Raw genomic sequence first — 23503 nt, forward strand, 5'->3', positions numbered from 1 at the left:
TGGTGGCCCTGCTGCTCGCGGGCGACGCCCTGGTCGACATCGCCACCGCGCTGCCGGGCCAGGAGACGCTCGCCGCACTGATCATGGCGGGCTGTGCCGAGCTCCCGCTGGCCGCGCTCTGCCTCACTCTCGGCCTGGCCCGCACCGGGCGGCCGTCAGCCGAGCGGCACCCCCGCCACAGCCCCCGCCCCCGCCGCAGCCGCAGCCGCAGCCGCAGCCGACGGAAGCCGGGTGGGAAGCCGCGACAGCAGCGCGGCGCTCTCCTCGTCCTTCGGGGTGTAGACGATCATTCGCGGTCCCTGGACCGGACCGAGCCAGAGACTGGTGTAGTCGAGCCGCAGCAGGCCCACCTCCGGCACCAGGAAGCGCTTCAGGCCGTTCCCCGGCCGCAGCACGTCGTGCCGCTGCCAGGCCGCGTCGAACACCGGAGAGGCCTTGCGCAGCCGGCAGAGCAGCGCCCGCCAGGCGGGCTCGGCCCCGTGGTCGCCCATCCCGGACCGGAACCGGGCGACCATGACGTCCCGCTCCTCCTCGTGGTCCACCAGCACCTGGTGGAAGCGCGAGGGGGTGAAGGCCAGCCACATCAGATTGCGGTCCTCGGGCGGCAGCGCGGCCAGATCGCCGACGATCCCGGTGTACTGCGCGTTGTGGGCCAGGACGTCGTAGCGGGAGTTGATCACCGCGGCGGGGTAGGGGGCCATCCGGTCCAGCGTCATCCGGACCGCGGGCGTGACGGTCGGGCACTCCCGGACCGGCGTCGGATCCTCCGCGCCGGCCAGGGTGAACAGATGGGCCCGCTCACTGGGGTCGAGCAGCAGGGCGCGCGCCACCGCGTCCAGTACCTGCACGGACACCTGGATCTCGCGCCCCTGCTCCAGCCACGTGTACCAGGTGATGCCGACGGCGGCGATCTGCGCCACCTCCTCACGGCGCAGCCCCGGCGTCCGCCGCCGACCGGTCGGCGGCAGCCCCACCTGCTCGGGGGTGATCCGCTCCCGGCGACTGCGCAGGAACGCCGCCAGCTGTTGCCGCCGAGGATCGGCGGGCACTTTCCCGGTGGTTGCCGTGACGGCGGTCAGACTCATTCCACCAGCATGCGGCACAGCTCATCCTGTTGCCAAGTACTTCTTATACCTGGATAAGCACACTCTGGTACCAGGGTCCGGCACGGCGGATCGTATGACCGTGACCCAGCAACTGACCACCACCAGGCCCCTCGTCCCCGCCGCCACCTCAGCCGCCTCCACCGGCACCACCACCGTCCCGGCCTCCCCCCACTCCTCCGCTCCTTCTTCTCCCTCCTCCCCTTCCCTCGGCACAGCCGGACTGGTCACCGTCCTGCTCGGGGCGTTCCTCCCGATGCTTGACTTCTTCATAGTGAATGTCGCCCTGCCGACCATCGACCACGACCTCGGCGCCGGACCCGCCGTCCTGGAGCTGGTCGCCGCCGGGTACGGCATCGCCTTCGCCGTCCTCCTCGTCCTCGGCGGACGACTCGGGGACATCTTCGGCCGGCGCCGCCTCTTCGTGGTCGGAGCGGCCGCCTTCGCCGTGACCTCGCTCGCCTGCGGACTCGCCCCCGGAGCATGGAGCCTGGTCGCTGCCCGAGCCGCCCAGGGCGCGTCGGCCGCCCTGCTGATCCCCCAGGTCCTCGGCACCATCACCGCCGCCACCCACGGCGCCCGGCGCGGGCGCGCCCTTTCGGTCTACGGCGCGGTCGGCGGCATCTCGGTGGTCATCGGGCAGGTCCTCGGCGGGATGCTGGTCGCCGCGGACCTCTTCGGCACAGGCTGGCGCTCGGTCTTCCTGCTGAACGTCCCCTTCGCCCTGCTCGCCCTCGTCCTCGCCCTGCGCTTCGTCCCGGAGAGCCGCGCCCCGCAGGGCGCCAAGGTCGACGTCGCCGGGACGGTGCTGCTCACCGCCACCCTGCTCGCCCTGCTGGTGCCGCTGATGGAGGGCCGCGCCGCCGGCTGGCCGCTGTGGTCCTGGCTGCTGCTCGCCCTGTTCCCCGTGTTCGCCACCGCCTTCGCCCTGGTCGAGCGCCGGGCCGAGCGCCTCGGCGGCGCCCCTCTGGTGCCGCCCACCCTGCTGCGCATCCCCGAGATGCGGCGCGGCCTCGGCATCGCCCTCCCCTACTTCGGCGGCTTCGGCGGCTTCATGTTCGTCATCGCGGTCGCCCTCCAGCAGGGCCTGCACCTCGGCCCGGTCGCGGCGGGCTGGGCACTGGTCCCGATGGCCGTCGGCTACTTCACCGCCTCGCTCTCCGGCCCGCGCCTCATCGGCCGCTTCGGCAGCCGGGTCCTGACCGCCGGCGCCGCCGTCCAGGCCCTCGGCCTCGTCACCCTGGCCGTCACCGTGCTCGCCGACCAGAACGGGTTCTCCCCGCTGCGGATGGCCCCCGGCGTCGCACTGGCCGGCATCGGCCAGGGCCTGATCGGCACCCCGCTGTTCCGCGTCGTCCTCTCCAAGGTCCCCGCCGCACGGGCGGGCGTGGGCAGCGGTGTCCTCGCCACCGGTCAGCAGTCCAGCCTCGCCCTGGGCGTCGCCACCCTCGGCTCCCTCTACCTGAGCCTCTCCCCCACGCTGGGCATGGACCGCGCGCTCGCCCTCTGCCTCGGCATCCAGCTCCTGGGGTCCTTCACCGTCCTCTACCTGACGACCCGCCTCCCCCGCTCCATCGGCTGACGGCCGGCCCTGGGTCCCCCTTCCGTCGTGGCCACCCGCTCCGGGTGGCCACGACCGGGCCTAGTCCGCCCCGGCGGGACGCAGCTCGCACCGCCCGTCGACACACTCCTGCCGCAGCCGCCCCCGCGACACCGTCTCCAGCAGCCCGATCACCCAGCAGGTCGGACACCCGCGCAGGGCGACCGCCCCCAGCGGCAGGAGGAGCAGCGACACCGGCCCGACGAACGGCAGCAGCAGGAACGCCCCCGCCAACGCGCCGAATCCGACCCCGCCCCGCACCAGGTGCCCGGCCACCGTCCGGCTGGCATACCCGGAAGCGCCGCCCTTCACCACTCCGCTCCGACGGTGACCGCCCGGACCGCCGCCCGCGCCCGGTGCAACCGCGACTTCATGGCCGCGGTGCTCAGCCCCAGCAGATCGGCGACCATCCGCCCGCTGAGCCCCTGGACGTCCCGCATGACCAGCACCCGCCGCTGATCCTCCGGCAACGCCGCGATCGCCTCCGCCACCCGCCCGGCCTCCAACCGCCCCAGCACCTCGTCCTCGGCCGACCGGTACGGCACCGCCCCGGCCACCGGACGCTCCCACAGCGCCGAACGCGCCCGCCGCAGGCACTCGTTCCGCACGATCCGGAACATCCACGAGGCCAGTGCCCCGGTCGCCCGCAGCATCCCGATCTTGCGGTAGAGAATGATCAGCGCCTCCTGCGCCGCGTCCTCGGCGTCCTCCGGCGTGGCGCAGAGCGAGCGCGCGAACCGCCGCACATGCGGATGCGCTCCCGAGACCAGCGCGGCGATCGCCTCCACATCACCGTCCTGCGCCGCGGCCACCACCGAACTCCCCGGCCACTCCCGCACCTCAGCCACGCCGCCGCCCCCACTTCCGCAGCACCGTCGCACTGCACGCCCCGACCAGCAGCACACCGACCACCACAGCCGCCCAGACCATCGTCGCAACCTCCTCGTCCGCCCCGGTCCTCACCGAGGTCGTCCATAAGAGGCGGCGACCCCGGGAAAGGATTCACCCCCACCGCGACCGAAGGCCACTCCGCGACCGGGTCGCCGAGTTCGATGCAGAGGGAGAGGCGGACGTCCCCGGCAGGTCCGAGGCGGGAGTCGAGGGAGTCCCGAGCGGTACGGAGGGCTTCGGCGATCACCTCCGACGCCGACGACGGCGAACCCGCACCCGCACCCGCACCCGACGGGAAATCCGCTCGCCGCACCGAACCCCTTCGTGTCAGCATGACGATATGAGCGACGAACGCACGATCGACCCGGCCGACACCCGCGACCGAGCCGCCCTGACCGCGGCCGTGGCGGCCGGCGCCCAAGCCAAGTGGCTGATGTTCTGGGGTCACAAGCCGCAGCGGGACGGGTCGTTCGGCCCCGGCGTGCTGAGCCAGTGGTGGCCCGACCACCCCTTCACCGTCGACGGTGTCGAGTACCGGACCGCCGAGCACTGGATGATGGCGGGCAAGGCCCGGATGTTCGACGACAGCAGGACGCTCGCCCAGATCCTCGCCGCGCCGAGTGCCGGCGAGGCCAAGAAGCTGGGCCGTCAGGTCCGCGGCTTCGACGACGCCGTCTGGCGTGCGGGCCGCTTCGAACTGGTCGTCACGGGCAACGTCGCCAAGTTCGGCGCCCATGCCGGACTCCGCGCCTACCTGCTGTCGACCGCGCGGCGGGTCCTGGTGGAGGCCAGCCCGCTGGACCGGATCTGGGGCATCGGCCTCGGCGCGGAGAACGAGCGCGCCGAGCGGCCCGCCGAGTGGCGCGGCGAGAACCTGCTCGGCTTCGCCCTCATGGAGGCCCGCGCCCGGCTCGCCCCGGCCGAGCGATGAGCCGGACCGGTGCCGCCGACCGGGAGGCGCACGGATAGCACGCGCGCGCCGGGTCGCTCACGATCCGTGCGCCCCATGCGCCCGCGGACACCACTCGCAAGACTGTGGACGCACTGCCGTAACTCCAGCGCCGTATTTCAACGCCAGGATGACTGGCCGTCAGGGTCAAGTTGGACAGGTTGCGGTGATCATGCGTACACGGCACACGGAACAGCCCCTCGCCCCGGACGCGGGCATCGGTGCGAGCGAGCAGGACGCTCTCGAACTCAGATCCCAGCTGGACGAATTACTGCGTGCCAGACAGTACGCGGTGCAACGCGAGCGGCGGCTCGCCGAAGCCGTCCGGTCGCTGACCGACCGGCAGTCGGTGGACGGCGAGCTGCTGCGGCAGCTGACCCAGGCGCGGACACTGCGCGAAGGGCTCGGCGCACGCTGCCTGGAGCTGAGCGACCGACTGAAGACCGTGGAGGAGCAACTGCGACAGCCTTCGCCACGGGTCGGAGGCGGGGAACGACCGGGGGCCGGTGCGGGCACCCCGGACGGCATACCGGACAACGCCCACGACGAGGTTCACCACGACCTCCGCCACAACGTCCACCACGACCTCCACCGGGCCCCGGCCGACGGCGACCCCCACCCCACACCCACCGGACCCGCGCCCTCACCCGGACCCACGTCCGCGCCCGGCCCCGCACCCGCACCGGCGCCGGCCCCGCCGCGCCACCGCTCCCCCGGCGAGCTCGCCGCCCTCGCCGAGCGCATCACCGGCCTGTACCGGAAAGCCTCCCCGACCGAGGCCGCCGACATCCTCGGCCAGGCCGCCGAGCACCTCACCCCGGAGGACACCGCCGCGCTGGCCGCCCGACTCTCCCACCGGGGACCGACCGACGCCTCCCTCCACCTCGCCCGCAGCGCCGTCCACGGCAGCCCCCACCACGCCGCCGCCACCCTCGCCGAGCTGCGCCGGGCCGGACTGGCCGACGAGGCCGGGGACCTGTTCAACGCGCTGCGCTCCTGCCCCGCCGCCGACCTGCCGGCCCTGCTGGACGGGTTGGAGCGGGCCGGGCAGCACGCCGACGGCGCCACCCTGCTCTGGGAATGGGGCTCCGCCCCGACCGCCGAGCTGGCCGCCCTCGCCACCGTCCTCCACCGGGCGGACCGCGCCGCCGACGCCCGGACCCTGCTGCGCCAGGCGGCCGGCCGTCCCACCGGCGACCTCACCGCCCTGGCCACCACCCTCCCGACCCCGCTGCCCGCCCTGCTGCTGGGCGAGCTGGCGACGCTGCGCCCACCGGCCGAACTGGTCCGGCTGGCCGGCGCGCTGGCCGGTCGGACCGACCTCTACGAAGCACTGCTCACGCCCCTGCTCGCGGACCCCGGACAGCACCGCACCACCCTCGCCGCACTCCGTACCGCCGGTCTCCCCACCACCCCGGCCAACCGCCCCCGCTCCCGCTGGGGCCGCCGCTGAGCCCGGACCCACCCGGTCGGCGCCGGCCCCACCCGTCCCTCACGAGGCCGGGGCGGACTCCCCCTGCGGGGGAAGGACGACGGGGGCCGGCGTCGGCATGACCCCGGCCGAGCGCAGCGCCCCGGCGAGCGCCTCGAACTTGGCGGAGAGGCCCCGGTCGCGCAGCTCGTCGCCGTGCACCTCGGCCAGGGCCTCGATCAACCGGCGCCGGATCTCCGGCAGGTTCCTCTCCCAGCTCGCCACGTGCATGGCGATGGCCTCGTCGAGGAAGCGCACGGGAGAGCTGCGGCGGACCCGGTCGAGCGGCGACCGGATCATGGACCGCCGGCCCCGGAGGACGCGCTCGAAGCACCACAGCATCGTGAAGTAGGCCGCGAGCACATCGGGTCCGTACGGCTGCTGCCCCCGACGGAAGGCAACCAGGGCGTAGCGGGCCAGCGCCACTTCACCGCTCGTCAGGTCGAGGTGGAGCGTCCGGGCGAGTTCGAAGTCCACCTGCCGGGTCTGTCCCCGGTAGACCGCCCAGGCCCCCGCGACCGATGCCAGGGCGCCGACGCCCGACGCGATCGACCATGGATCCGCCATCCCAACCTCCCCGTAGCTGGGGCCGGTCCGGCGGCCCGGAGCGGAGGTTAGCCGATCGTCCCGACGATCGGACCCGAAGGGGAAACTCCGGAAACAGCACCCCCGGGGCGCAGCGCTCCCGGAGCAGCGCCCCCAGAAGCGGCACCGCCGGACACAGCACCCCCCGACGCGGAACCCCCGCCCGCCCCGGGGACACCGGGGCGAACGGGGGTTCGCACGGAAGGCCGCGGGCGCAGGGCCCGCCGACGTCAGCAGCCGATGAGTCGCGCCGCCAGGTAGGACTTCACCTGGTCGAGCGAGACGCGCTCCTGCGTCATGGTGTCGCGCTCGCGCACGGTCACCGCGTTGTCCTCCAGGGTGTCGAAGTCGACCGTCACGCAGAACGGCGTGCCGATCTCGTCCTGGCGGCGGTAGCGCTTGCCGATGGCACCGGCGTCGTCGAACTCGACGTTCCAGGCGGTGCGCAGGTCGGCGGCCAGGCCGCGGGCCTTCGGCGAGAGGTCGGCGTTGCGCGACAGCGGCAGCACCGCGACCTTGACCGGGGCCAGTCGCGGGTCGAGCCGCATGCCGACGCGCTTCTCCATGACGCCCTTGGCGTTCGGCGCCTCGTCCTCGAAGTAGGCGTCGATCAGGAAGGCCAGCATGGCGCGGTTGAGACCGGCCGCCGGCTCGATGACGAACGGGAAGTACCGCTCGCCGGACTCCTGGTCGAAGTACTTGAGGTCCTGGCCGGAGGCCTCGCTGTGCACCGTCAGGTCGTAGTCGGTGCGGTTGGCGATGCCCTCCAGCTCGGAGAACTCGGTGCCGCCGAAGTTGAAGCGGTACTCGATGTCCACCGTGCGCTTGGCGTAGTGGGAGAGCTTCTCCTTCGGGTGCTCGAACAGACGCATGTTGTCGGTGCGCAGGCCGAGGCCGACGTACCAGTCCCAGCGCTGCTGGAGCCAGTACTCGTGCCACTGCTCGTCCTCGCCCGGCTTGACGAAGAACTCCATCTCCATCTGCTCGAACTCACGGGTCCGGAAGATGAAGTTGCCGGGAGTGATCTCGTTGCGGAAGCTCTTGCCGACCTGGGCGATGCCGAACGGCGGCTTCTTGCGCGAGGTGGTCTGGACGGCCTTGAAATTGGTGAAGATGCCCTGGGCGGTCTCCGGGCGCAGGTAGGCCAGACCGCTCGCCTCCTCGGTGACGCCGAGGTGGGTCTTCAGCATGCCCGAGAAGTCCTTGGGCTCGGTGAACTGACCCTTGACGCCGCAGTCGGGGCAGTTGACGTCCTGGAGGCCGTTCGGCGGCGGGAAGCCGTGCTTGGCCTCGTACTTCTCCTCCAGGTGGTCGGCCCGGTGGCGCTTGTGGCAGGAGAGGCACTCGGTCAGCGGGTCGTTGAAGGTCTTGACGTGGCCGGACGCCTCCCAGACCTCGCGGGCCAGGATCACCGACGAGTCGAGTCCGACGACGTCCTCACGGGCCTGCACCATCGCGCGCCACCACTGGCGCTTGATGTTCTCCTTGAGTTCGACGCCCAGCGGACCGTAGTCCCAGGCGGCACGCGTGCCGCCGTAGATCTCGCTGCAGGGGTAGACGAAGCCACGGCGCTTGCTAAGGCTGACGATCGTCTCGATCTTGTCGGCTGCCACAGTGCTCTCTTCAGTACGTACGGCACGGTCAGGGCACGGCTGGTTGCGCGTACCCGAATACCTCAGGTTACCGGCCATATGGGTACGGGGTTCAAATCGGTATCTCCGGCACCGGCCCACTCACCGTCACCACCCGTTCACCCGTCCGAGTGATTTGACAATCATTTCCATCTAATCTGAGAATGGTTGTCATGATGATCCGACGACGTACTCGCGGCGCCATAGCCCTGACCGCCACCGCCCTCACCGCCGGCCTCACCCTGACGGCCTGTGGCAGCAGTGGCGGCGCCCAGGGCGCGGAGGGCAAGCTGAACGTCGTCGCGTCCTTCTACCCGATGGAGTTCCTCGCCGACCGGATCGGCGGCGAGCACGTGAAGGTCACCGACCTCACCGCCGCCGGCGTCGAGCCGCACGACCTCGAACTCACCGCCAAGCAGGTCGGGACGGTCAAGAAGGCCGACGCGATCGTCTACCTCAAGGGCCTGCAGCCCACCGTCGACAAGGCGGTCGCCGGCTCCGGCTCCAAGCACAAGATCGACGCCACCGCGGCCGCCCCGCTGGAGGACCACCACCTCGCCGAGGGCCACACCGAGGGCGACGGGCACGACCACGGCGCCGACGGGCAGAGCGGCGGCGGGCACGACGGCCACGACCACGACGGGGCCGCCGGCGATCCGCACATCTGGCTCGACCCGGCCCGCTACGCGGCGGTGGCCAGGAGCGTCGGCGCCGAGTTCGCCAAGGCCGACCCGGCCCACGCCGAGGACTACCGGAAGAACACCGACGAGCTGGTCGGCCGCCTCACCGCCCTGGACCAGGAGTTCAAGGACGGGCTGAAGGACGTCCGGAACCGCACCTTCGTCACCAGCCACGCCGCCTTCGGCTACCTCGCCGGGGCCTACGGCCTCACCCAGGTCGCCATCAACGGCGTCGACCCCGAGTCCGAGCCCACCCCGGCCCGCCTCGCCGACGTCCAGAAGGCCGCCAAGGAGAACGGCGTCACCACGATCTTCTTCGAGACCCTGGTCAGCCCCAAGCTCGCCGACACCGTGGCCAAGGACCTCGGCCTCAGGGCCGCCGTCCTCGACCCGCTGGAAGGCGTCAAGGACCCGGCCAAGGACGACTACCTCTCGGTCATGCGGCAGAACCTGGCCAACCTGCGGACCGCCCTCGGCGCCGACACACCGGCCGCGGCCGCCCCCTCCGGCGCGACCACCGCGACCACCGCGACCACCGCGCCGGCCGCGCCCGCCGCACCCACCAGCTGACGGGACCACCGGCATGACCTCCCCGACATCCCCGGCATCCCCGGCCCACCCGGCCGTCCGCCTCCACGACGCCGTCGCCTCGCGCGGCGGACGGCCGGTGCTGCGCGGCATCGACCTCACCGTCCGCCCCGGCGAGGTGGTCGCCCTGCTCGGCGCCAACGGCTCCGGCAAGTCCACCACCATCAAGGCCGTCACCGGGGCCGTCCCGCTGGAGCGCGGCACGCTCGAACTGTTCGGCACCCCGCTCGCCCGGTTCCGCGCCTGGCACCGGATCGGCTACGTGCCGCAGCGCACCACCGCCGCCTCCGGCGTCCCGGCCACCGTCCGGGAGGTCGTCTCCACCGGCCGGCTGCCCCTGCACCGGCTGCTGCCGTTCCGCCGCGCGGACCGCGACGCCGTGGACCGCGCGCTGGCCGCCGTCGGCATGCTCGACCGGGCCCGGGACGGGGTCGCCGACCTCTCCGGCGGCCAGCAGCAGCGGGTGCTGATCGCCCGCGCCCTGGCCGGCGCCCCCGATCTGCTGATCATGGACGAGCCGATGGCCGGGGTGGACGCCGCCAGCCAGCAGGTACTCGCCGACACCCTGCGCGCCGAGGTCGCGCGCGGCGCCGCCGTCCTGCTGGTGCTGCACGAACTCGGGCCGCTGGAGCCGTTGATCGACCGGGCCGTGGTGCTGCGCGACGGCTGCGTCGCGCACGACGGCCCGCCCGTTCCCAACACCGGTCTGCACGCCCTGCCGGGCCACGACCACGTCCATCCGCACGCCGACCACGGCCACGAACACGACCGACCCCGGGGACTGCTGTCATGACCGAGATGCTCAGCTACGACTTCATGCAGCGGGCGCTGATCGCCGCCGTGCTGGTCGGCATCACCGCCCCCGCCGTCGGCATCTACCTGGTGCAGCGGCGCCAGGCGCTGATGGGCGACGGCATGGGCCACGTCGCGATGACCGGCGTCGGCCTCGGCTTCATCTTCCAGACCAGCCCGGTCTGGATGGCCGTGGCGGTCTGCGTGCTCGGCGCCGTCACCATGGAACTGGTCCGCGCGCGCGGCAACCAGCGCGGCGACATCGCCCTCGCGATGCTCTTCTACGGCGGCATGGCCTGCGGCAAGCTGCTGGTCTCCAAGTCCGCCCAGGCCGGCGCCGGTTCGCTGGAGAGCTACCTCTGGGGCTCCATCCTGACCGTCTCCCCCGCCGACCTCGCCACCATCGGCGCGCTCGGCGGCGTCGTCGTCGCCGTCACCCTGGGCCTGCGCCGCCAGCTGTTCGCGATCTGCCAGGACGAGGACTTCGCCCGGGTCACCGGCGTCCCGGTGCGGCTGCTCAACCTGCTGCTCGCGGTGATGGCCGCGGTCACCGTCACCGTCGCCATGCGGGTGGTCGGCCTGCTGCTGGTCAGCGCCCTGATGGTCGTTCCGGTCGCGGCCGCCCAGCAGCTCACCCGCTCCTTCGCCGCCACCCAGGCCGGCTCGATCGCGGTCGGCGTGCTCGTCGCCCTGGCCGGCGTCACCGGCTCCTACCAGCTGGACGTGCCCTCCGGCCCGGCCATCGTGCTGCTGGCCATCGTGGTGTTCGCGGTGTTCGGCGCGATCGCCGCCCCGCTCGCCCGCCGCCGACACCGCGACACCCCGGAGAGCGGACCGCAGGTCTGCGACGTCCGACTGCCCGGCCCGGAGCGGGTCGACGCGACCACTCCGGCGCCCAGTGCGGGGCTGGCACAATGAGGTGCCAGTCGCCCACACCAGCAGGAGGACCCACGGTGACCACCGCAGGCCCGTCGCCGCGAGCCCGATCGACCCGGCAGCGCGCCGCCGTCTCGGCGGTCCTGGACGAGATCGAGGACTTCCGCAGTGCCCAGGAGCTCCACGACATGCTGAAGCACCGGGGGGACTCGGTCGGTCTGACCACCGTCTACCGGACGCTCCAGTCCCTCGCCGACGCCGGCGAGGTGGACGTCCTGCGCACCGCCGACGGTGAGGCCGTCTACCGCCGGTGCAGCAGCGGGCACCACCACCACCTGGTCTGCCGCCAGTGCGGTGCCACCGTCGAGGTCGAGGGCCCGGCCGTCGAGCGCTGGGCCAACTCGGTCGCCGCCGAGCACGGGTTCAGCGACATCGCGCACACCCTGGAGATCTTCGGCACCTGCGCGGAGTGCGCCGCGAAGGTCTGAGCACCGGCACCGGTACGCCGAAGGGCCCGCTGGGAGTCACCTCCCGCGGGCCCTTCTCCGCGCGCGCACCCGGCGCCGCACCGCAGCGAGCGCTGAGCCGGCTCAGCGCCGCACCGAGCACATCACCGGCTCGCCGCAGGCACCGACTCGGCACCGCACCGGCTCGGCACCGCACCGGCTCAGCGCTGCGCCGGCACCTCGCCGACCAGCTCGGCCGGCGCCTCGTTCGGGAGCGCCCCGCCGAACCGGCGGTCGCGCCTCGCGTACTGCTCGCAGGCCCGCCACAGGTCACGGCGGTCGAAGTCCGGCCAGAGCACGTCCTGGAACACGAGCTCGGCGTAGGCCGACTGCCAGAGCAGGAAGTTCGACGTCCGCTGCTCGCCGCTGGGGCGCAGGAACAGGTCCACGTCCGGCATGTCCGGGTGGTACAGGTACTTGGCGAGGGTCTTCTCGTTGACCTTCTTGGGGTCCAGCCGGCCCGCCGCGACATCGGCCGCGATCGCCGCCGCGGCGTCCGCGATCTCGGCCCGGCCGCCGTAGTTGACGCACATGTACAGCGTGACGGCGTCGTTGTCCTTGGTCTGCTCCTCGGCGACCTGGAGCTCCTGGACGACGCTCTTCCACAGCTTCGGCATCCGGCCGGCCCAGCGCACCCGCACGCCCATCGCGTCCATCTCGTCGCGGCGGCGGTGGATCACGTCGCGGTTGAAGTTCATCAGGAACTTCACCTCGTCGGGTGAGCGCTTCCAGTTCTCGGTGGAGAACGCGTAGAGCGAGATGTTCTTCACGCCGAGCTCGATCGCGCCCTTGAGCACGTCCAGCACGACGGACTCGCCGACCTTGTGCCCCTCGGTGCGCGGCAGCCCGCGCTCCTTGGCCCAGCGGCCGTTGCCGTCCATGACGATCGCGACATGGCCCGGGACGAGCTCGCCGGGGATCTTCGGGGGCCGGGCGCCGCTGGGGTGCGGGGTCGGGGGGAGGTACTCCCTCTGCTTGCCGCCGCCGAAGAGCCGTCGCGCTGCCATGTGCTCACTTCTCCACGTATCTCATCGAGCGGATACCCCGCTCCAGGTGCCACTGCAGATAGGCCGCGACCAGTCCGCTGCCTTCCCGCCAGTACCTCGGCTCGCAGGCGTCCGCCGTCTGCCAGTCCCCTGACAACAACGCGCCGAGCAGTACCAGTGTCTCAGGGGAGGGTACGGCACATCCGGGCACGCGGCAGTCCGGGCAGAGCACTCCTCCGGCCTGGAGCGAGAAGAACCGGTTGGGTCCCTCCATGCCGCATTTCGCGCAGTCGTCGAAGGTCGCGCCGTACCCGTTGACCGCGAGCGAGCGCAGCAGGAACGCGTCCAGCACCAGGTGCGACTCGTGCACCCCGGCGGCCAGTGTGCGCAGGCCGCCGACCAGCAGCAGGTACTGCTGGACGGCCGGCTGGCCCTCGTTCTCGGCGAACCGTTCCGCCGTCTCCAGCATGGCCGTCCCCGCGGTGTACCGCCCGTAGTCGGTCACGATCGATCCGCCGTACGGGGCGATCGTCTCCACCTGGGTGCAGAGCGGCAGGCCGCGGCCGACCAGCTCGCTGTTGTTCCGGCTGAAGAACTGCACGTCCACGTGCGAGAACGGCTCCAGGCGGGCGCCGAACTTCGACTTGGTCTTGCGCACGCCGCGCGCCACCGCGCGGACCTTGCCGTGGTGGCGGGTGAGGAGGGTGATGATCCGGTCCGCCTCGCCGAGCTTCTGCGCCCGGAGCACCACGCCGTCGTCGCGGAAGAGACTCATGCGCCCGCCTCACCGCCGCAGCGGCCGTGGAACAGTGTGGACATCCCACCATTGTCCCCCAGCGGCGGACAGCCGTGACCCGCACCGGGGCCGTGGGGGCTCGCCGAGCGGTGCGGGTCACGGCGGGCCCCGGCCGTGGGGACGCCACCGGCCGGGAGCCGGGGGCGGAAGGGGCCCGGTTGTGGGGGTCCGGAGGGGGAGGAGGTGTCGAAGGAGGAGAGGGAGAGGGGGTCGCGGATCCGGCGAAGGGGTCCGCCGGAAGGACCGCGAACGGAACGACCGGGAATCCGAAAGACGGAGGAACCGAAGGACGGAGGAACCGAAGGACGGGGGAACCGAAGGACCGGGAGAAGGAGAACAGGAAGGACCGGAGCGCTAGTACGGCGCCCGGGTCGCCGCCTCCAGCAGCGCCCCGACCCGCGCGTGCGGCAGGTCCAGACAGCGCCCGATCGCGGCCAGCGCCTCCCGCTCCTGCGGCCGGTACCGGCCGTCGGCCAGGGCGATCGCCGCCCCCTGCAGCAGCAGCCGCTCCCGGCCCGGCCGGGCCAGGTGCGGGGCCAGCGGCTCCAGGACGGCGTGCAGCTCCACGGCCAGCCCGCCCGACATGCCGTGCGCGTCGTACAGCTCGCCGCCGAGACCGGACATCGCGGCCAGGGCCGCCAGCACCTGCGCCTCGCCGCAGTCCTCGAAACCGGCGTCCCGGACCGCCCCGCAGGCCGCCTCGCGGGCCGCGCGGTGAGCCGTGCCACCGGCCGCCAGCACGGCCAGCGCGACGGTGTACTGCGCGTCGCGCAGCATCCCGCCCAGACGCACGCAGGTCGGCTGCTCCAGGCTCTCCACCCCGAACCGGCCGTGGCAGCTGGTGCACTGGACGCTGCCGATCACCGGTCCGAGCGGAAGCACCGGAGTCCCCAGCAGCCGCAGCCACCGCCGGCCGTGTTGCCGGCGGTAGTTGCGGTCCCCGCCGCAGCCCGGGCAGAAGAAGTCACCGAGAACATCAGTCCGCCACCTCGGGCGAACACCCCACATCCCTGTCACGGCGCCACTCCCCAGACATGGCAGGCGGCCTGCACAACAATGGGCAGGTCACGCGACCGGCCACCGGGCCGTCCCACCGACCCGGCTTACCGGTGGGACGATGTTGCCACGGTTGCCGACACGTGTCAGTACCTCGAACGGCCCGATCCGGCAAAAAATGTGGCGCAGGACACAGCCGGGGCGCCCCCGGCCGGACGACCGCCCCGCGACGTCCGGGAACGCCGCCGGGCCGCCCCGCAGGGGACGGCCCGGAAACTTTTACCCGTACGAACTAACCGCGCTGCGCCCGGTTGACAGCGCTGATCATCGCCTTCAGCGAGGCCAGCACGGTGTTGCTGTCGATCCCGACGCCCCACAGCACCCGGCCGTCCACCGCGCACTCCACGTACGCGGCGGCCTGGGCGTCGCCGCCCTCGCTCAGCGCGTGCTCCGCGTAGTCCAGCACCCGGACGTCCACGCCGATCTGCGCCAGCGCGTCCGCGAAGGCCGAGACCGGGCCGTTGCCGGTACCGGCCAGGCTGACCGTCGCCCCGTCCACCACCGCGTGGGCGGTCAGCGCGTCCCGGCCGTCCTCGGTGGTCAGGCTGCGCGAACCGGTCAGCGAGATCCGGCCCCACGGGTTGCCCGTGGTCGGCAGGTACTCGTCCTCGAAGACCCGCCAGATCTCGGCCGGGGTGACCTCGCCGCCCTCGGCGTCGGTCTTGGCCTGGATGATCCGGGAGAACTCGATCTGCATCCGGCGCGGCAGGTCCAGCTTGTGGTCGTTCTTCAGGACGTACGCCACACCGCCCTTGCCGGACTGGCTGTTGACCCGGATGACCGCCTCGTAGGTGCGGCCGACGTCCTTCGGGTCGATCGGCAGGTACGGCACGCCCCAGGTGTGCTGCTCGACCGGCACGCCCGCGGCGGCGGCGTCCACCTCCAGGGCGTCGAAGCCCTTCTTGATGGCGTCCTGGTGGGAGCCGGAGAAGGAGGTGTACACCAGGTCACCGGCGTACGGGTGGCGCGGGTGCACCTCCATCTGGTTGCAGTACTCGGCGGTGCGGCGGACCTCGTCGATGTCGGAGAAGTCGATCTGCGGGTCGATGCCCTGCGAGAACAGGTTCATGCCCAGGGTCACCAGGTCGACGTTGCCGGTCCGCTCGCCCTGCCCGAACAGGCAGCCCTCGATCCGGTCGGCGCCGGCCATGTAGGCCAGCTCGGCGGAGGCCACGGCGGTGCCCCGGTCGTTGTGCGGGTGCACCGACAGACAGACGAACTCCCGGCGCGACAGGTGGCGCGACATCCACTCGAACTGGTCGGCCTGGACGTTCGGGGTGGCCCGCTCGATGGTGGCCGGCAGGTTCAGGATGATCTCGCGGCCCTCGCCGGGCTGCCAGACGTCCATCACCGCCTCGCAGACCTCCAGCGCGAAGTCCAGCTCGGTGTCGACGAAGATCTCCGGCGAGTACTGGTAGCCGAAGGCGGTCTCGTCGCCCAGCAGCTTCTCGGCGTACTCCATCACCAGCCGGGTGCCGTCGACGGCGATCGCCTTGGTGGCCTCCCGGTCGTTGCGGAACACCACCCGGCGGAACAGCGGCGCGGTCGCGTTGTACAGGTGCACGGTCGCCCGCGGCGCCCCGACCAGCGACTCGACGGTCTTCTCGATCAGCTCCTCGCGCGCCTGGGTCAGCACCGAGACGGTGACGTCCTCCGGGATCGCCCCCTCCTCGATCAGCGAGCGCACGAAGGCGTGGTCGGTGGCCCCGGACGACGGGAAGCCGACCTCGATCTCCTTGTAGCCCATCGCCACCAGCAGGTCGAACATCTTGCGCTTGCGGGCCGGGGACATCGGGTCGATCAGCGCCTGGTTGCCGTCCCGCAGGTCGGTGGACAGCCAGCGCGGCGCCTTGGTGATCACCTGGTCCGGCCAGGTGCGGTCCGGCAGGTCGACGGCGCCGAACGGCAGGTAGCGGCCGTGCCGCATCCCGGACGGCCGCTGGCGTACCGAGGCGGCGGTGATCGGGGTCGGACGGTCGACGAAGGCGCGGGCGGCGTGGATGGGCGCGGCGGAACTCTGCTCGGTCATGGAGGTGAGTCTCGGCTTCCTGTGATGCGTGGTGCGGGCGGGTCGGGGTGAGTTCTCACCCGACTCGGCCGGCCTGCTGCCGCTCACGACCCGTCCCGGATCGTCCGAAATCAGCGCGCAGCACAGTCCCCGCGGCGAGGGAAGCCGGCCCTTGACGGACTACAGGCCCTCGACGCGGCAGCTAAGAAGAAGCAGCCCGATGCGCATGATGCGATCCAGCCTAACCCAGTGCCGCACGACCCCGAAGCGGCCCGGACGGTCTTCCCACCCCTTGAGACGGCCCCCGGCCGCGCACGGCGCGGCCCGGACGGCGCGCAAATCCTGTCCGCGCCGGTGACAACACGTCATCAATGCCTCACCCTGGGCCACATGACAGCCGAACCGACGCTCTGCGCGATCGTTCCGCCGTACGTCCTGGACCGCCTCGCCGAGGACGGTCACGAGCCCGCCGCCCGCTCCCTCGCCCTCGACGCCGCGCACCGGGCCGCGCGGCTCACCGCCGCCCTGCCGGACCGGGCCGCCGCCGACCGGCTGGAGCGGGTGATCTCCGACGCCGCGCACCGCGAGCGCCTGCCCGGCCGCACCGTCCGCCGGGAGGGCGAGGGCGCCGTCCCGGACCAGTCCGTCAACCACGCCTACGACGGCCTCGGCGCGACCTGGACCCTGTTCTCCGCCGTCTACGGCCGGCACTCCATCGACGACCGCGGGCTGCGGCTGGACGCCACCGTCCACTACGGCCAGGACTACGACAACGCCTTCTGGGACGGCCGGCGGATGGTCTTCGGAGACGGCGACGGCGAGGTGTTCGGCGACTTCACCGCCTGCATCGACGTCATCGGCCACGAGCTCGCCCACGGCGTCACCCAGTTCACCGCGGGCCTGGAGTACCGGGACCAGCCGGGCGCGCTCAACGAGTCGGTCTCAGACGTCTTCGGCTCCCTGGTCAAGCAGCACGCGCTGGCCCAGGACGCCGCCGAGGCGGACTGGCTGATCGGCGCCGGCCTGCTCGCCCCCGGGGTGCAGGGCGCGGCACTGCGCTCGATGAAGGAGCCCGGCACCGCGTACGACGACCCCCGGCTCGGCAAGGACCCCCAGCCCGCGCACATGCGCGACTATGTGCGCACCGGCCAGGACAACGGCGGCGTGCACATCAACTCGGGCATCCCCAACCACGCGTTCTACCTGCTCGCCACCGCGCTCGGCGGCCGCTCCTGGGAGCGCGCGGGCCAGATCTGGTACGACGCGCTGACCGGCCGGCGGCTGCCCGCGGACGCGGACTTCACGGCCTTCGCCCGGGCCACCGTGGCGGCCGCGAAGGCCCGCTACCCGGAGCCGGAGGTCGCGGACACGGTGACCGCGTCCTGGGCGAAGGTCGGCATCAGCCCGACCTGAGTGGCGATTGGGTCAAGGTCCGGAAAAACACCGGCAAACGCCATCCCTGGGTAGCACCATGGACACCATGCGTATCCAGGTGACCCGGACCGGCGGCCTCGCGGGACACGTCCGCCGCGCTGAGCTCGACACCACCGAGCGGGTGGACGCCCCGCATGTGCACGCGCTCGCCCGCGAGGCCGTCGCGGGCGGGTTGCGCGCGCCCTCCTACGGGGTGCCGGACGGCTACCACTACGCGATCACCGTCGACGGGCGCACGGTGCACTGCGCGGACCCCAAGCTCACCGAGTCCCAGCGGGAGCTGGTCTCGCTGGTCCTGCGCGAGGGCACCTGACCGGCCCCTCCCCGTCCCGCACCCGGACCGTCCCACCTGAGCCGACCGAGCCGACCGAGCCGTCCCGTCACACCACAGCTGTCACAACGCGGCCGTCACAGCCAGCCGTCGAGCGAGGCCAGGAAGCCCGGCAGGTCGTCCCGGTGGATGGTGTGCCCGGCACCGGGCACCGTCCGGACCTCGTAGCCCAGGCCGCGCAGCGTCACGGCGTCCTCGGGCCCGATCAGCCAGCTGTTGTCGGCCAGCTGCACCAGGGACGGCACCACCGGGGCGCCGGGCAGCGCGGCCCGGTCCGCGAGGGTGGAGAGGGCGAGCGCGGTGTCCGGGTCCCAGGCGGCGAGGGTGGCCAGCTCGACCTCGACGTCCGCCGCGTCCCAGCGCGGGCTGAGCGCGCCGATCTGCTCCCGGGTGGCCGCCTTGAACTGGGTGAACACGGCCGGGTCGAACAGGCCGGGCCGGACGAACCGCCAGGCCGGGTCGGAGTAGACGGCCCGGGCCGGCCGGAGCCGGTCCACCGCGTGCAGCAGGGTCAGGGCGCCCAGGGAGTGGCCGATCGCGAGGTCCGCGCCCGCCGGCAGGGTGTCCACCAGGTCCTGGGCGTAGTGCTCGGGCCCGTAGCGGTCCTCCGGGGCGGCGCCCTCCCCGCGCGGGCTGGCGCCGTGGCCGCGCAGGTCGACCGCGATCACCCGGTAGCCGCGCCCGGCCAGCGCCGGGCCGACCGACCGCCAGCTGCGGTGGTCGGACATGATCCCGTGGACCAGCAGCGCCACCCGGTCGCCGGTGCCCCACTCCCGCGTGTTCAGCTTCATCCCCGCCCCCTCGCCGCCACCGCCGTCGACCCGGACCCGCCGTCGGTCAGAACCCGAGCTTGCGCAGCTGCTTCGGGTCCCGCTGCCAGTCCTTGGCCACCTTGACGTGCAGGTCCAGGTAGACCGGGGTGCCGAGCAGCGCCTCGATGTGCTTGCGGGCGGTGGTGCCGACGTGCTTGAGCCGGGCGCCCTTGGCGCCGATGACGATCGCCTTCTGGCTCTGCCGCTCGATGTACACATTGGCGTGGATGTCGAGCAGCGGCCGGTCGGCCGGGCGGCCCTCGCGCGGCAGCATCTCCTCGACCACGACGGCCAGCGAGTGCGGCAGCTCGTCGCGGACGCCCTCCAGGGCGGCCTCGCGGATCAGCTCGGCCACCATGATCTGCTCGGGCTCGTCGGTGAGGTCGCCGTCCGGGTAGAGCGGCATGCCCTCCGGGAGCAGCTTGGTGATCAGATCGGCGACCAGGTCCACCTGCTTCTCGCCGACCGCCGAGACCGGGATGATCTCGGCCCACTCGAAGCCCAGCTCGGCGCCGAGCTGGTGGACGGCGATCAGCTGCTCGGCGAGCCGCTTGGAGTCGACCAGGTCGGTCTTGGTGACGATGGCGATCTTGGGGGTCTTCTTGATCTCGGCGAGTTCCTTGACGATGAACTTGTCGCCGGGGCCGAGCTTCTGGTCGGCGGGCAGGCAGAAGCCGATCACGTCGACCTCGGCCCAGGTGCTGCGGACCAGGTCGTTGAGGCGCTCGCCGAGCAGGGTGCGCGGCTTGTGCAGGCCGGGGGTGTCGACCAGCACGAGCTGGGCGTCCGGGCGGTGCACGATGCCGCGCACGGTGTGCCGGGTGGTCTGCGGGCGGTCGGAGGTGATCGCGACCTTCGTCCCCACCAGAGCGTTGGTCAGGGTCGACTTGCCCGCGTTGGGCCGGCCGACGAAACACGCGAAGCCGGAGCGGTACGAGGAGGAAGGGGCACTCATGGACCCCATTCTCCCTGATCACCCGCGAGGGGACCGCCACCGGCGTCCGGGCCGGTCATTTCTTCCCGCCGAACAGCGCGCCCAGCCCCCAGCCGAGGACGATCAGCAGGAAGGAGACCGAGCCCCAGAGCCAGAACGGCGAGCCGGTCTCCTGCCACTTGCCCATGCCCATCACGCCCAGCAGCAGTCCCGCGAAGAACGCGTACGGCCCCATCGCCCAGCCCCCTCACCGTGCGGTTTCCCCGCCCGTCCCCGGTGAGATTATCCGCTGGATTCAGAGGTGTTCGAACGCGCGGATGCCCGGGGCACCGACCCCGGGCACCGGCCGCGCCACGAGCACTCAGCGCGCCGCGACGGAGACCCGCAGCACCCCGTCAGGCCCGGCCAGCAGCAGCGGGGTGCCCGCGCCGCCGAGGTCCCGCACGGCCGCCAGATCGGCCTCGGCCGGCTGCTCCGCCTCGGACACCACGGCCGCCGCCTCCAGCGACTTCGCACCGCTGGCCACCGCCATCGCCACCGCCGTCTGCACCGCGCTCAGCCGCAGGGACTCCAGCGCGACCGTCCCGGCCACGTACGTCCGGCCGGTCTCGTCACGCACCGCGGCCCCCTCCGCGACGCCGTTGCGGGCGCGGGCGGAGCGGGCCAGGGTGATGATCTTCTTGTCTTCGGGGTCCAGCTCGACGATGTCACTCATGCCCAGGAGCATAGGCCCCGCCGGCCGGCGGCCTCAGTGGCCGATCGGATTGGGCGGACCGGGCCGGATCACCTTCACGAAGGTCTTGGGACCGTTGGGCATCGCCACCTCGTCCGCCGCGCGCTGGCGCCAGTACGGGTTGTCGTGCGGCAGGTGGCTGCTGACCCGTCCGTACATCCCGAAGGTGGTGAGCACCACGCCGAACGCGAAGGCGAAGATCACGTTGTGGATCCCGAAGTTCAGGATGTTGGCGTCCGGACGGCCGAGCACGGTCAGCCCGTAGAACCCGGACAGCACGAACAGCACGCCGACCGCCATGTTCACATTGGCGGCGACATTGCCGCCGATGACCGCGGCGACCACCAGGACCCCGCCCATCACGATGGACAGGACGCTCAGCGCGCCGTTGGTGGACATACCGGCGATGTCGTTGCCCTCGGTGGACAGGAATCCCGGGTGGTCGGCCAGCCCGAGGCAGCCGAACACGATCAGGAACACCCCACCGAGCCCCGCCCCGATCCGCCACACCAGCACCAGCTTGTGGTCGACGGGCAATTCGTCCTGCAGCTTCATGGCGACCTCCGACACGGTCGTAGCGCCTGGCTGTTTCTTGTCGGGCCCGGGCCCGCGCAACTGTCCCGCCTAGCTGTAGGGGTGGCTCCCCTGCATGTGCGGCACCTCGTGCATGTACAGCGAACCGCACTGCTGACAGCACCGGAGCCCGGTCCCCCACTCCTGGTCCGACCGGGTCTCCGCGTCGGCGGGCATGCTCCGGCCGCACAACGCCGCGGCCGGATCCCCCTCCCGCACGACGTGCCAGACCTTCACCCCGCCCGCCGCCCCCTGCGGGCCGTACTCCGCGCGAAGTTGGTGACTCATGCCCCCATCGTCGCCCCGGACGTACCCGGACGCTACTCGTCGGCCCCGCGGGCCGGATCCTCCGCCTCCCGCACCGGGGCGGCGACGACGGAGCCGATCCGGTTGCGGCGGCCGGCGGAGCTCTCGGCGGTCAGGCGGATGGCGGTCAGGCCGCCCGGGACCTCCTCCGGCAGCGGGATCGCGCAGGAGGAGCCGGGGATCGGCACCCGGCCCAGGTGCTTGGCCAGCAGGCCGCCCACCGTCTCGACGTCCTCGTCCTCCAGCTCGATCCCGAACAGCTCGCCCAGGTCCTCGACCAGCAGCCGGGCGGTGATCCGGTAGGAGCCGTCCCCGAGGTCCTCCACCGGGGCGATCTCCCGGTCGTACTCGTCGGTGATCTCGCCGACGATCTCCTCCAGGATGTCCTCGATGGTGACCAGGCCGGCCGTGCCGCCGTACTCGTCGATCACGATCGCCACGTGCGAGCGCATCTGCTGCATCTCGCGCAGCAGGTCGGTGGCGGGCTTGGAGTCCGGGACGAACACCGCCGGGCGCATCACGGCGCCGACCTCGTCCGACTCGGAGTCGCGGTTGATGTGGGTGCGGCGCACCAGGTCCTTGAGGTAGACGATGCCGACCACGTCGTCCTCGTTGTCGCCGACCACCGGGATCCGCGAGAAGCCCGAGCGCAGCGCCAGGGTCAGCGCCTGGCGGACGGTCTTGTGCCGCTCGATCATCACCAGGTCGGTGCGCGGCACCATCACCTCGCGGACGATGGTGTCGCCCAGCTCGAAGACGGAGTGCACCATCCGGCGCTCCTCGTCCTCGATGACGTCGTTCTTCTCGGCCAGGTCGACCAGGGCCCGCAGTTCCGCCTCGGAGGCGAACGGGCCCTCCCGGTAGCCCTTGCCGGGCGTGAGGGCGTTGCCGAGCAGGATCAGCAGCCTGGGGATCGGGCCGAGGATCCGGGCCAGCGGCAGCAGCACGAAGGAGGCCGCGGTGGCGGTGGTGAGGGGGTGCTGGCGGCCGATCGTGCGCGGGGAGACCCCCACCGCCACGAAGGACACCAGCACCATCACGCCGAACGCCAGCAGCACGGCCTGCCAGGTCGTGTCGATGTTGCGCACGCACACCACGGTGACCAGCACCGCCGCCGCCATCTCGCTGGCCACCCGGATCAGGGTGGCCAGGTTGAGGTAGCGGATCGGGTCGGAGGCCAGTGCCAGCAGCCGGGCCGAGCCCCTGCGCCCGGACCGGACCGCTTCCTCGGCCCGGAACCGGGACACCCGGGAGATGCCCGCCTCGGCGCACGCGGCCAGCCAGCCGAGCACGACCAGCGCGACCGCGCCGAGGATGAAGCTCGTACTTTCACCACTCACAGGGGTTCGGGCTCCGCGCTCAGTGGGTGGTGGGGGCCGGGGAGATGCCGCCGAGGCCCCGCTCGGCCCGCCAGCCGTCGAGGATCGCCTTCTGGAGGCCGAACATCTCCTCCTCCTCGTCCGGCTCCTCGTGGTCGTAGCCGAGCACGTGCAGCACGCCGTGCACGGTGAGCAGCTGCAGCTCCTCGTCCATCGAGTGCTTGGACGGGGCCGCCTTGCCCTGCTGCTCGGCGACCTCGGGGCAGAGCACGATGTCGCCGAGCAGCCCCTGCGGCAGCTCTTCGCCCTCCTTGCCGGGGCGCAGCTCGTCCATGGGGAAGGACATCACGTCCGTGGGGCCCGGGAGGTCCATCCACTGGATGTGCAGCTCCTCCATCGCCGCCCCGTCCACGAGGATCACGGACAGTTCGGACTGCGGGTGGATCCGCATCTTGTCCAGGGCGTAGCGGGCGACGGCGAGGACGGACTCCTCGTCGACGTCCCAGCCGGACTCATTGGCGATGTCGATCGACATGACGGGCT

Annotated in this window: 26 protein-coding genes; 9 read left to right on the forward strand and 17 right to left on the reverse strand. The window is 72.4% G+C overall.

What is annotated here, in order from left to right; all coding sequences use genetic code 11:
* Window positions 1–155: 155 nt before the first annotated feature.
* Window positions 156–1085: a helix-turn-helix transcriptional regulator gene (locus tag OG715_RS15315; protein ID WP_266269313.1), complete on the reverse strand. Its 930-nt coding sequence runs from the start codon at window positions 1083–1085 to the stop codon at window positions 156–158.
* A 94-nt stretch (window positions 1086–1179) separates the two neighbouring features.
* Here OG715_RS15315 and OG715_RS15320 point away from each other — a divergent pair, with 94 nt between their 5' ends.
* Window positions 1180–2685: an MFS transporter gene (locus OG715_RS15320; RefSeq protein WP_266269314.1), complete on the forward strand. Its 1506-nt coding sequence runs from the start codon at window positions 1180–1182 to the stop codon at window positions 2683–2685.
* 60 nt (window positions 2686–2745) lie between these two features.
* Here the strand turns inward: OG715_RS15320 and OG715_RS15325 are convergent, their stop codons facing one another.
* Both OG715_RS15325 and OG715_RS15330 read right to left on the reverse strand, forming a co-directional pair.
* Window positions 2746–3015 (reverse strand): hypothetical protein, encoded by a 270-nt coding sequence (locus tag OG715_RS15325; RefSeq protein WP_266269315.1) that lies wholly within the window; start codon window positions 3013–3015, stop codon window positions 2746–2748.
* Window positions 3012–3551 (reverse strand): RNA polymerase sigma factor, encoded by a 540-nt coding sequence (locus OG715_RS15330; protein ID WP_266269316.1) that lies wholly within the window; start codon window positions 3549–3551, stop codon window positions 3012–3014. The genes OG715_RS15325 and OG715_RS15330 overlap by 4 nt, the downstream gene beginning before the upstream one ends.
* 383 nt (window positions 3552–3934) lie before the next feature.
* Here OG715_RS15330 and OG715_RS15335 point away from each other — a divergent pair, with 383 nt between their 5' ends.
* Window positions 3935–4525 (forward strand): NADAR family protein, encoded by a 591-nt coding sequence (locus tag OG715_RS15335; RefSeq protein WP_266269318.1) that lies wholly within the window; start codon window positions 3935–3937, stop codon window positions 4523–4525.
* A 190-nt stretch (window positions 4526–4715) separates the two neighbouring features.
* The gene (locus OG715_RS15340) at window positions 4716–5996 is read left to right on the forward strand and encodes a hypothetical protein (RefSeq protein WP_266269320.1); all 1281 of its coding nucleotides are present in this window, start codon (window positions 4716–4718) and stop codon (window positions 5994–5996) included.
* 39 nt (window positions 5997–6035) lie between these two features.
* On the opposite strand, the gene OG715_RS15345 is transcribed toward OG715_RS15340, so the two are convergent.
* Window positions 6036–6581, reverse strand: coding sequence for a hypothetical protein (locus OG715_RS15345; protein WP_266269321.1), 546 nt, complete (start codon window positions 6579–6581; stop codon window positions 6036–6038).
* A gap of 248 nt (window positions 6582–6829) precedes the next feature.
* Complete coding sequence (locus OG715_RS15350; protein WP_030395794.1) at window positions 6830–8212, reverse strand: glycine--tRNA ligase; 1383 nt, start codon at window positions 8210–8212, stop codon at window positions 6830–6832.
* A 191-nt stretch (window positions 8213–8403) separates the two neighbouring features.
* On the opposite strand from OG715_RS15350, the gene OG715_RS15355 reads away from it, so the two are divergent.
* From OG715_RS15355 to OG715_RS15370, 4 genes are read left to right on the forward strand one after another with little or no spacing between them, the layout of a single operon-like run.
* Window positions 8404–9480, forward strand: coding sequence for a metal ABC transporter substrate-binding protein (locus OG715_RS15355; RefSeq protein WP_266269322.1), 1077 nt, complete (start codon window positions 8404–8406; stop codon window positions 9478–9480).
* A gap of 13 nt (window positions 9481–9493) precedes the next feature.
* Window positions 9494–10291: a metal ABC transporter ATP-binding protein gene (locus OG715_RS15360; RefSeq protein ID WP_266269323.1), complete on the forward strand. Its 798-nt coding sequence runs from the start codon at window positions 9494–9496 to the stop codon at window positions 10289–10291.
* Window positions 10288–11208, forward strand: coding sequence for a metal ABC transporter permease (locus OG715_RS15365; protein WP_266269324.1), 921 nt, complete (start codon window positions 10288–10290; stop codon window positions 11206–11208). The genes OG715_RS15360 and OG715_RS15365 overlap by 4 nt, the downstream gene beginning before the upstream one ends.
* A gap of 35 nt (window positions 11209–11243) precedes the next feature.
* On the forward strand, window positions 11244–11654 hold the full coding sequence (locus tag OG715_RS15370; protein ID WP_045938470.1) for a Fur family transcriptional regulator: 411 nt from the start codon (window positions 11244–11246) through the stop codon (window positions 11652–11654).
* A gap of 179 nt (window positions 11655–11833) precedes the next feature.
* On the opposite strand, the gene OG715_RS15375 is transcribed toward OG715_RS15370, so the two are convergent.
* The 4 genes from OG715_RS15375 to leuA form a co-directional block, all read right to left on the reverse strand.
* Window positions 11834–12679: an isoprenyl transferase gene (locus OG715_RS15375; RefSeq protein ID WP_266269326.1), complete on the reverse strand. Its 846-nt coding sequence runs from the start codon at window positions 12677–12679 to the stop codon at window positions 11834–11836.
* A 4-nt stretch (window positions 12680–12683) separates the two neighbouring features.
* Window positions 12684–13433 (reverse strand): DNA repair protein RecO, encoded by a 750-nt coding sequence (gene recO / locus OG715_RS15380; RefSeq protein WP_266269327.1) that lies wholly within the window; start codon window positions 13431–13433, stop codon window positions 12684–12686.
* A gap of 375 nt (window positions 13434–13808) precedes the next feature.
* Window positions 13809–14318 (reverse strand): TerB family tellurite resistance protein, encoded by a 510-nt coding sequence (locus OG715_RS15385; protein WP_266269328.1) that lies wholly within the window; start codon window positions 14316–14318, stop codon window positions 13809–13811.
* Window positions 14319–14742: 424 nt separating this feature from the next.
* Complete coding sequence (gene leuA, locus OG715_RS15390; RefSeq protein WP_266269329.1) at window positions 14743–16539, reverse strand: 2-isopropylmalate synthase; 1797 nt, start codon at window positions 16537–16539, stop codon at window positions 14743–14745.
* Window positions 16540–16908: 369 nt separating this feature from the next.
* Between leuA and OG715_RS15395 the strand changes: the two genes are divergently transcribed.
* Together OG715_RS15395 and OG715_RS15400 are read left to right on the forward strand one after the other, a co-directional pair.
* Window positions 16909–17931: a M4 family metallopeptidase gene (locus tag OG715_RS15395; protein WP_266269330.1), complete on the forward strand. Its 1023-nt coding sequence runs from the start codon at window positions 16909–16911 to the stop codon at window positions 17929–17931.
* A gap of 67 nt (window positions 17932–17998) precedes the next feature.
* Window positions 17999–18265, forward strand: a complete 267-nt coding sequence (locus OG715_RS15400; protein ID WP_266269331.1) for a protealysin inhibitor emfourin — start codon at window positions 17999–18001, stop codon at window positions 18263–18265.
* A 95-nt stretch (window positions 18266–18360) separates the two neighbouring features.
* On the opposite strand, the gene OG715_RS15405 is transcribed toward OG715_RS15400, so the two are convergent.
* From OG715_RS15405 to ybeY, 8 genes are all read right to left on the reverse strand, one after another.
* Window positions 18361–19074 carry an alpha/beta fold hydrolase gene (locus OG715_RS15405; RefSeq protein ID WP_266269332.1) on the reverse strand — a complete coding sequence of 238 codons (714 nt, stop codon included), beginning with the start codon at window positions 19072–19074 and terminating at the stop codon, window positions 18361–18363.
* Window positions 19075–19120: 46 nt separating this feature from the next.
* The gene (era, locus tag OG715_RS15410; RefSeq protein WP_266269333.1) at window positions 19121–20050 is read right to left on the reverse strand and encodes a GTPase Era; all 930 of its coding nucleotides are present in this window, start codon (window positions 20048–20050) and stop codon (window positions 19121–19123) included.
* A gap of 55 nt (window positions 20051–20105) precedes the next feature.
* Entirely contained in the window at window positions 20106–20264 is a 159-nt protein-coding gene (locus OG715_RS15415; protein WP_266269334.1) for a hypothetical protein, read from the reverse strand.
* 126 nt (window positions 20265–20390) lie between these two features.
* Complete coding sequence (locus OG715_RS15420; protein ID WP_266269336.1) at window positions 20391–20744, reverse strand: cytidine/deoxycytidylate deaminase family protein; 354 nt, start codon at window positions 20742–20744, stop codon at window positions 20391–20393.
* A gap of 33 nt (window positions 20745–20777) precedes the next feature.
* The gene (locus OG715_RS15425) at window positions 20778–21317 is read right to left on the reverse strand and encodes a DUF4383 domain-containing protein (protein WP_266269338.1); all 540 of its coding nucleotides are present in this window, start codon (window positions 21315–21317) and stop codon (window positions 20778–20780) included.
* Window positions 21318–21386: 69 nt separating this feature from the next.
* Entirely contained in the window at window positions 21387–21623 is a 237-nt protein-coding gene (locus tag OG715_RS15430) for a hypothetical protein (protein ID WP_266269340.1), read from the reverse strand.
* Window positions 21624–21655: 32 nt separating this feature from the next.
* Window positions 21656–22981: a hemolysin family protein gene (locus OG715_RS15435; RefSeq protein ID WP_266269341.1), complete on the reverse strand. Its 1326-nt coding sequence runs from the start codon at window positions 22979–22981 to the stop codon at window positions 21656–21658.
* A gap of 19 nt (window positions 22982–23000) precedes the next feature.
* Window positions 23001–23495, reverse strand: a complete 495-nt coding sequence (gene ybeY / locus OG715_RS15440; protein WP_030395777.1) for an rRNA maturation RNase YbeY — start codon at window positions 23493–23495, stop codon at window positions 23001–23003.
* Window positions 23496–23503 lie beyond the last annotated feature (8 nt).

Origin of the sequence: Kitasatospora purpeofusca (genome assembly GCF_036010405.1) — a bacterium.
Classification (GTDB): Bacteria; Actinomycetota; Actinomycetes; order Streptomycetales; family Streptomycetaceae; genus Kitasatospora; species Kitasatospora purpeofusca.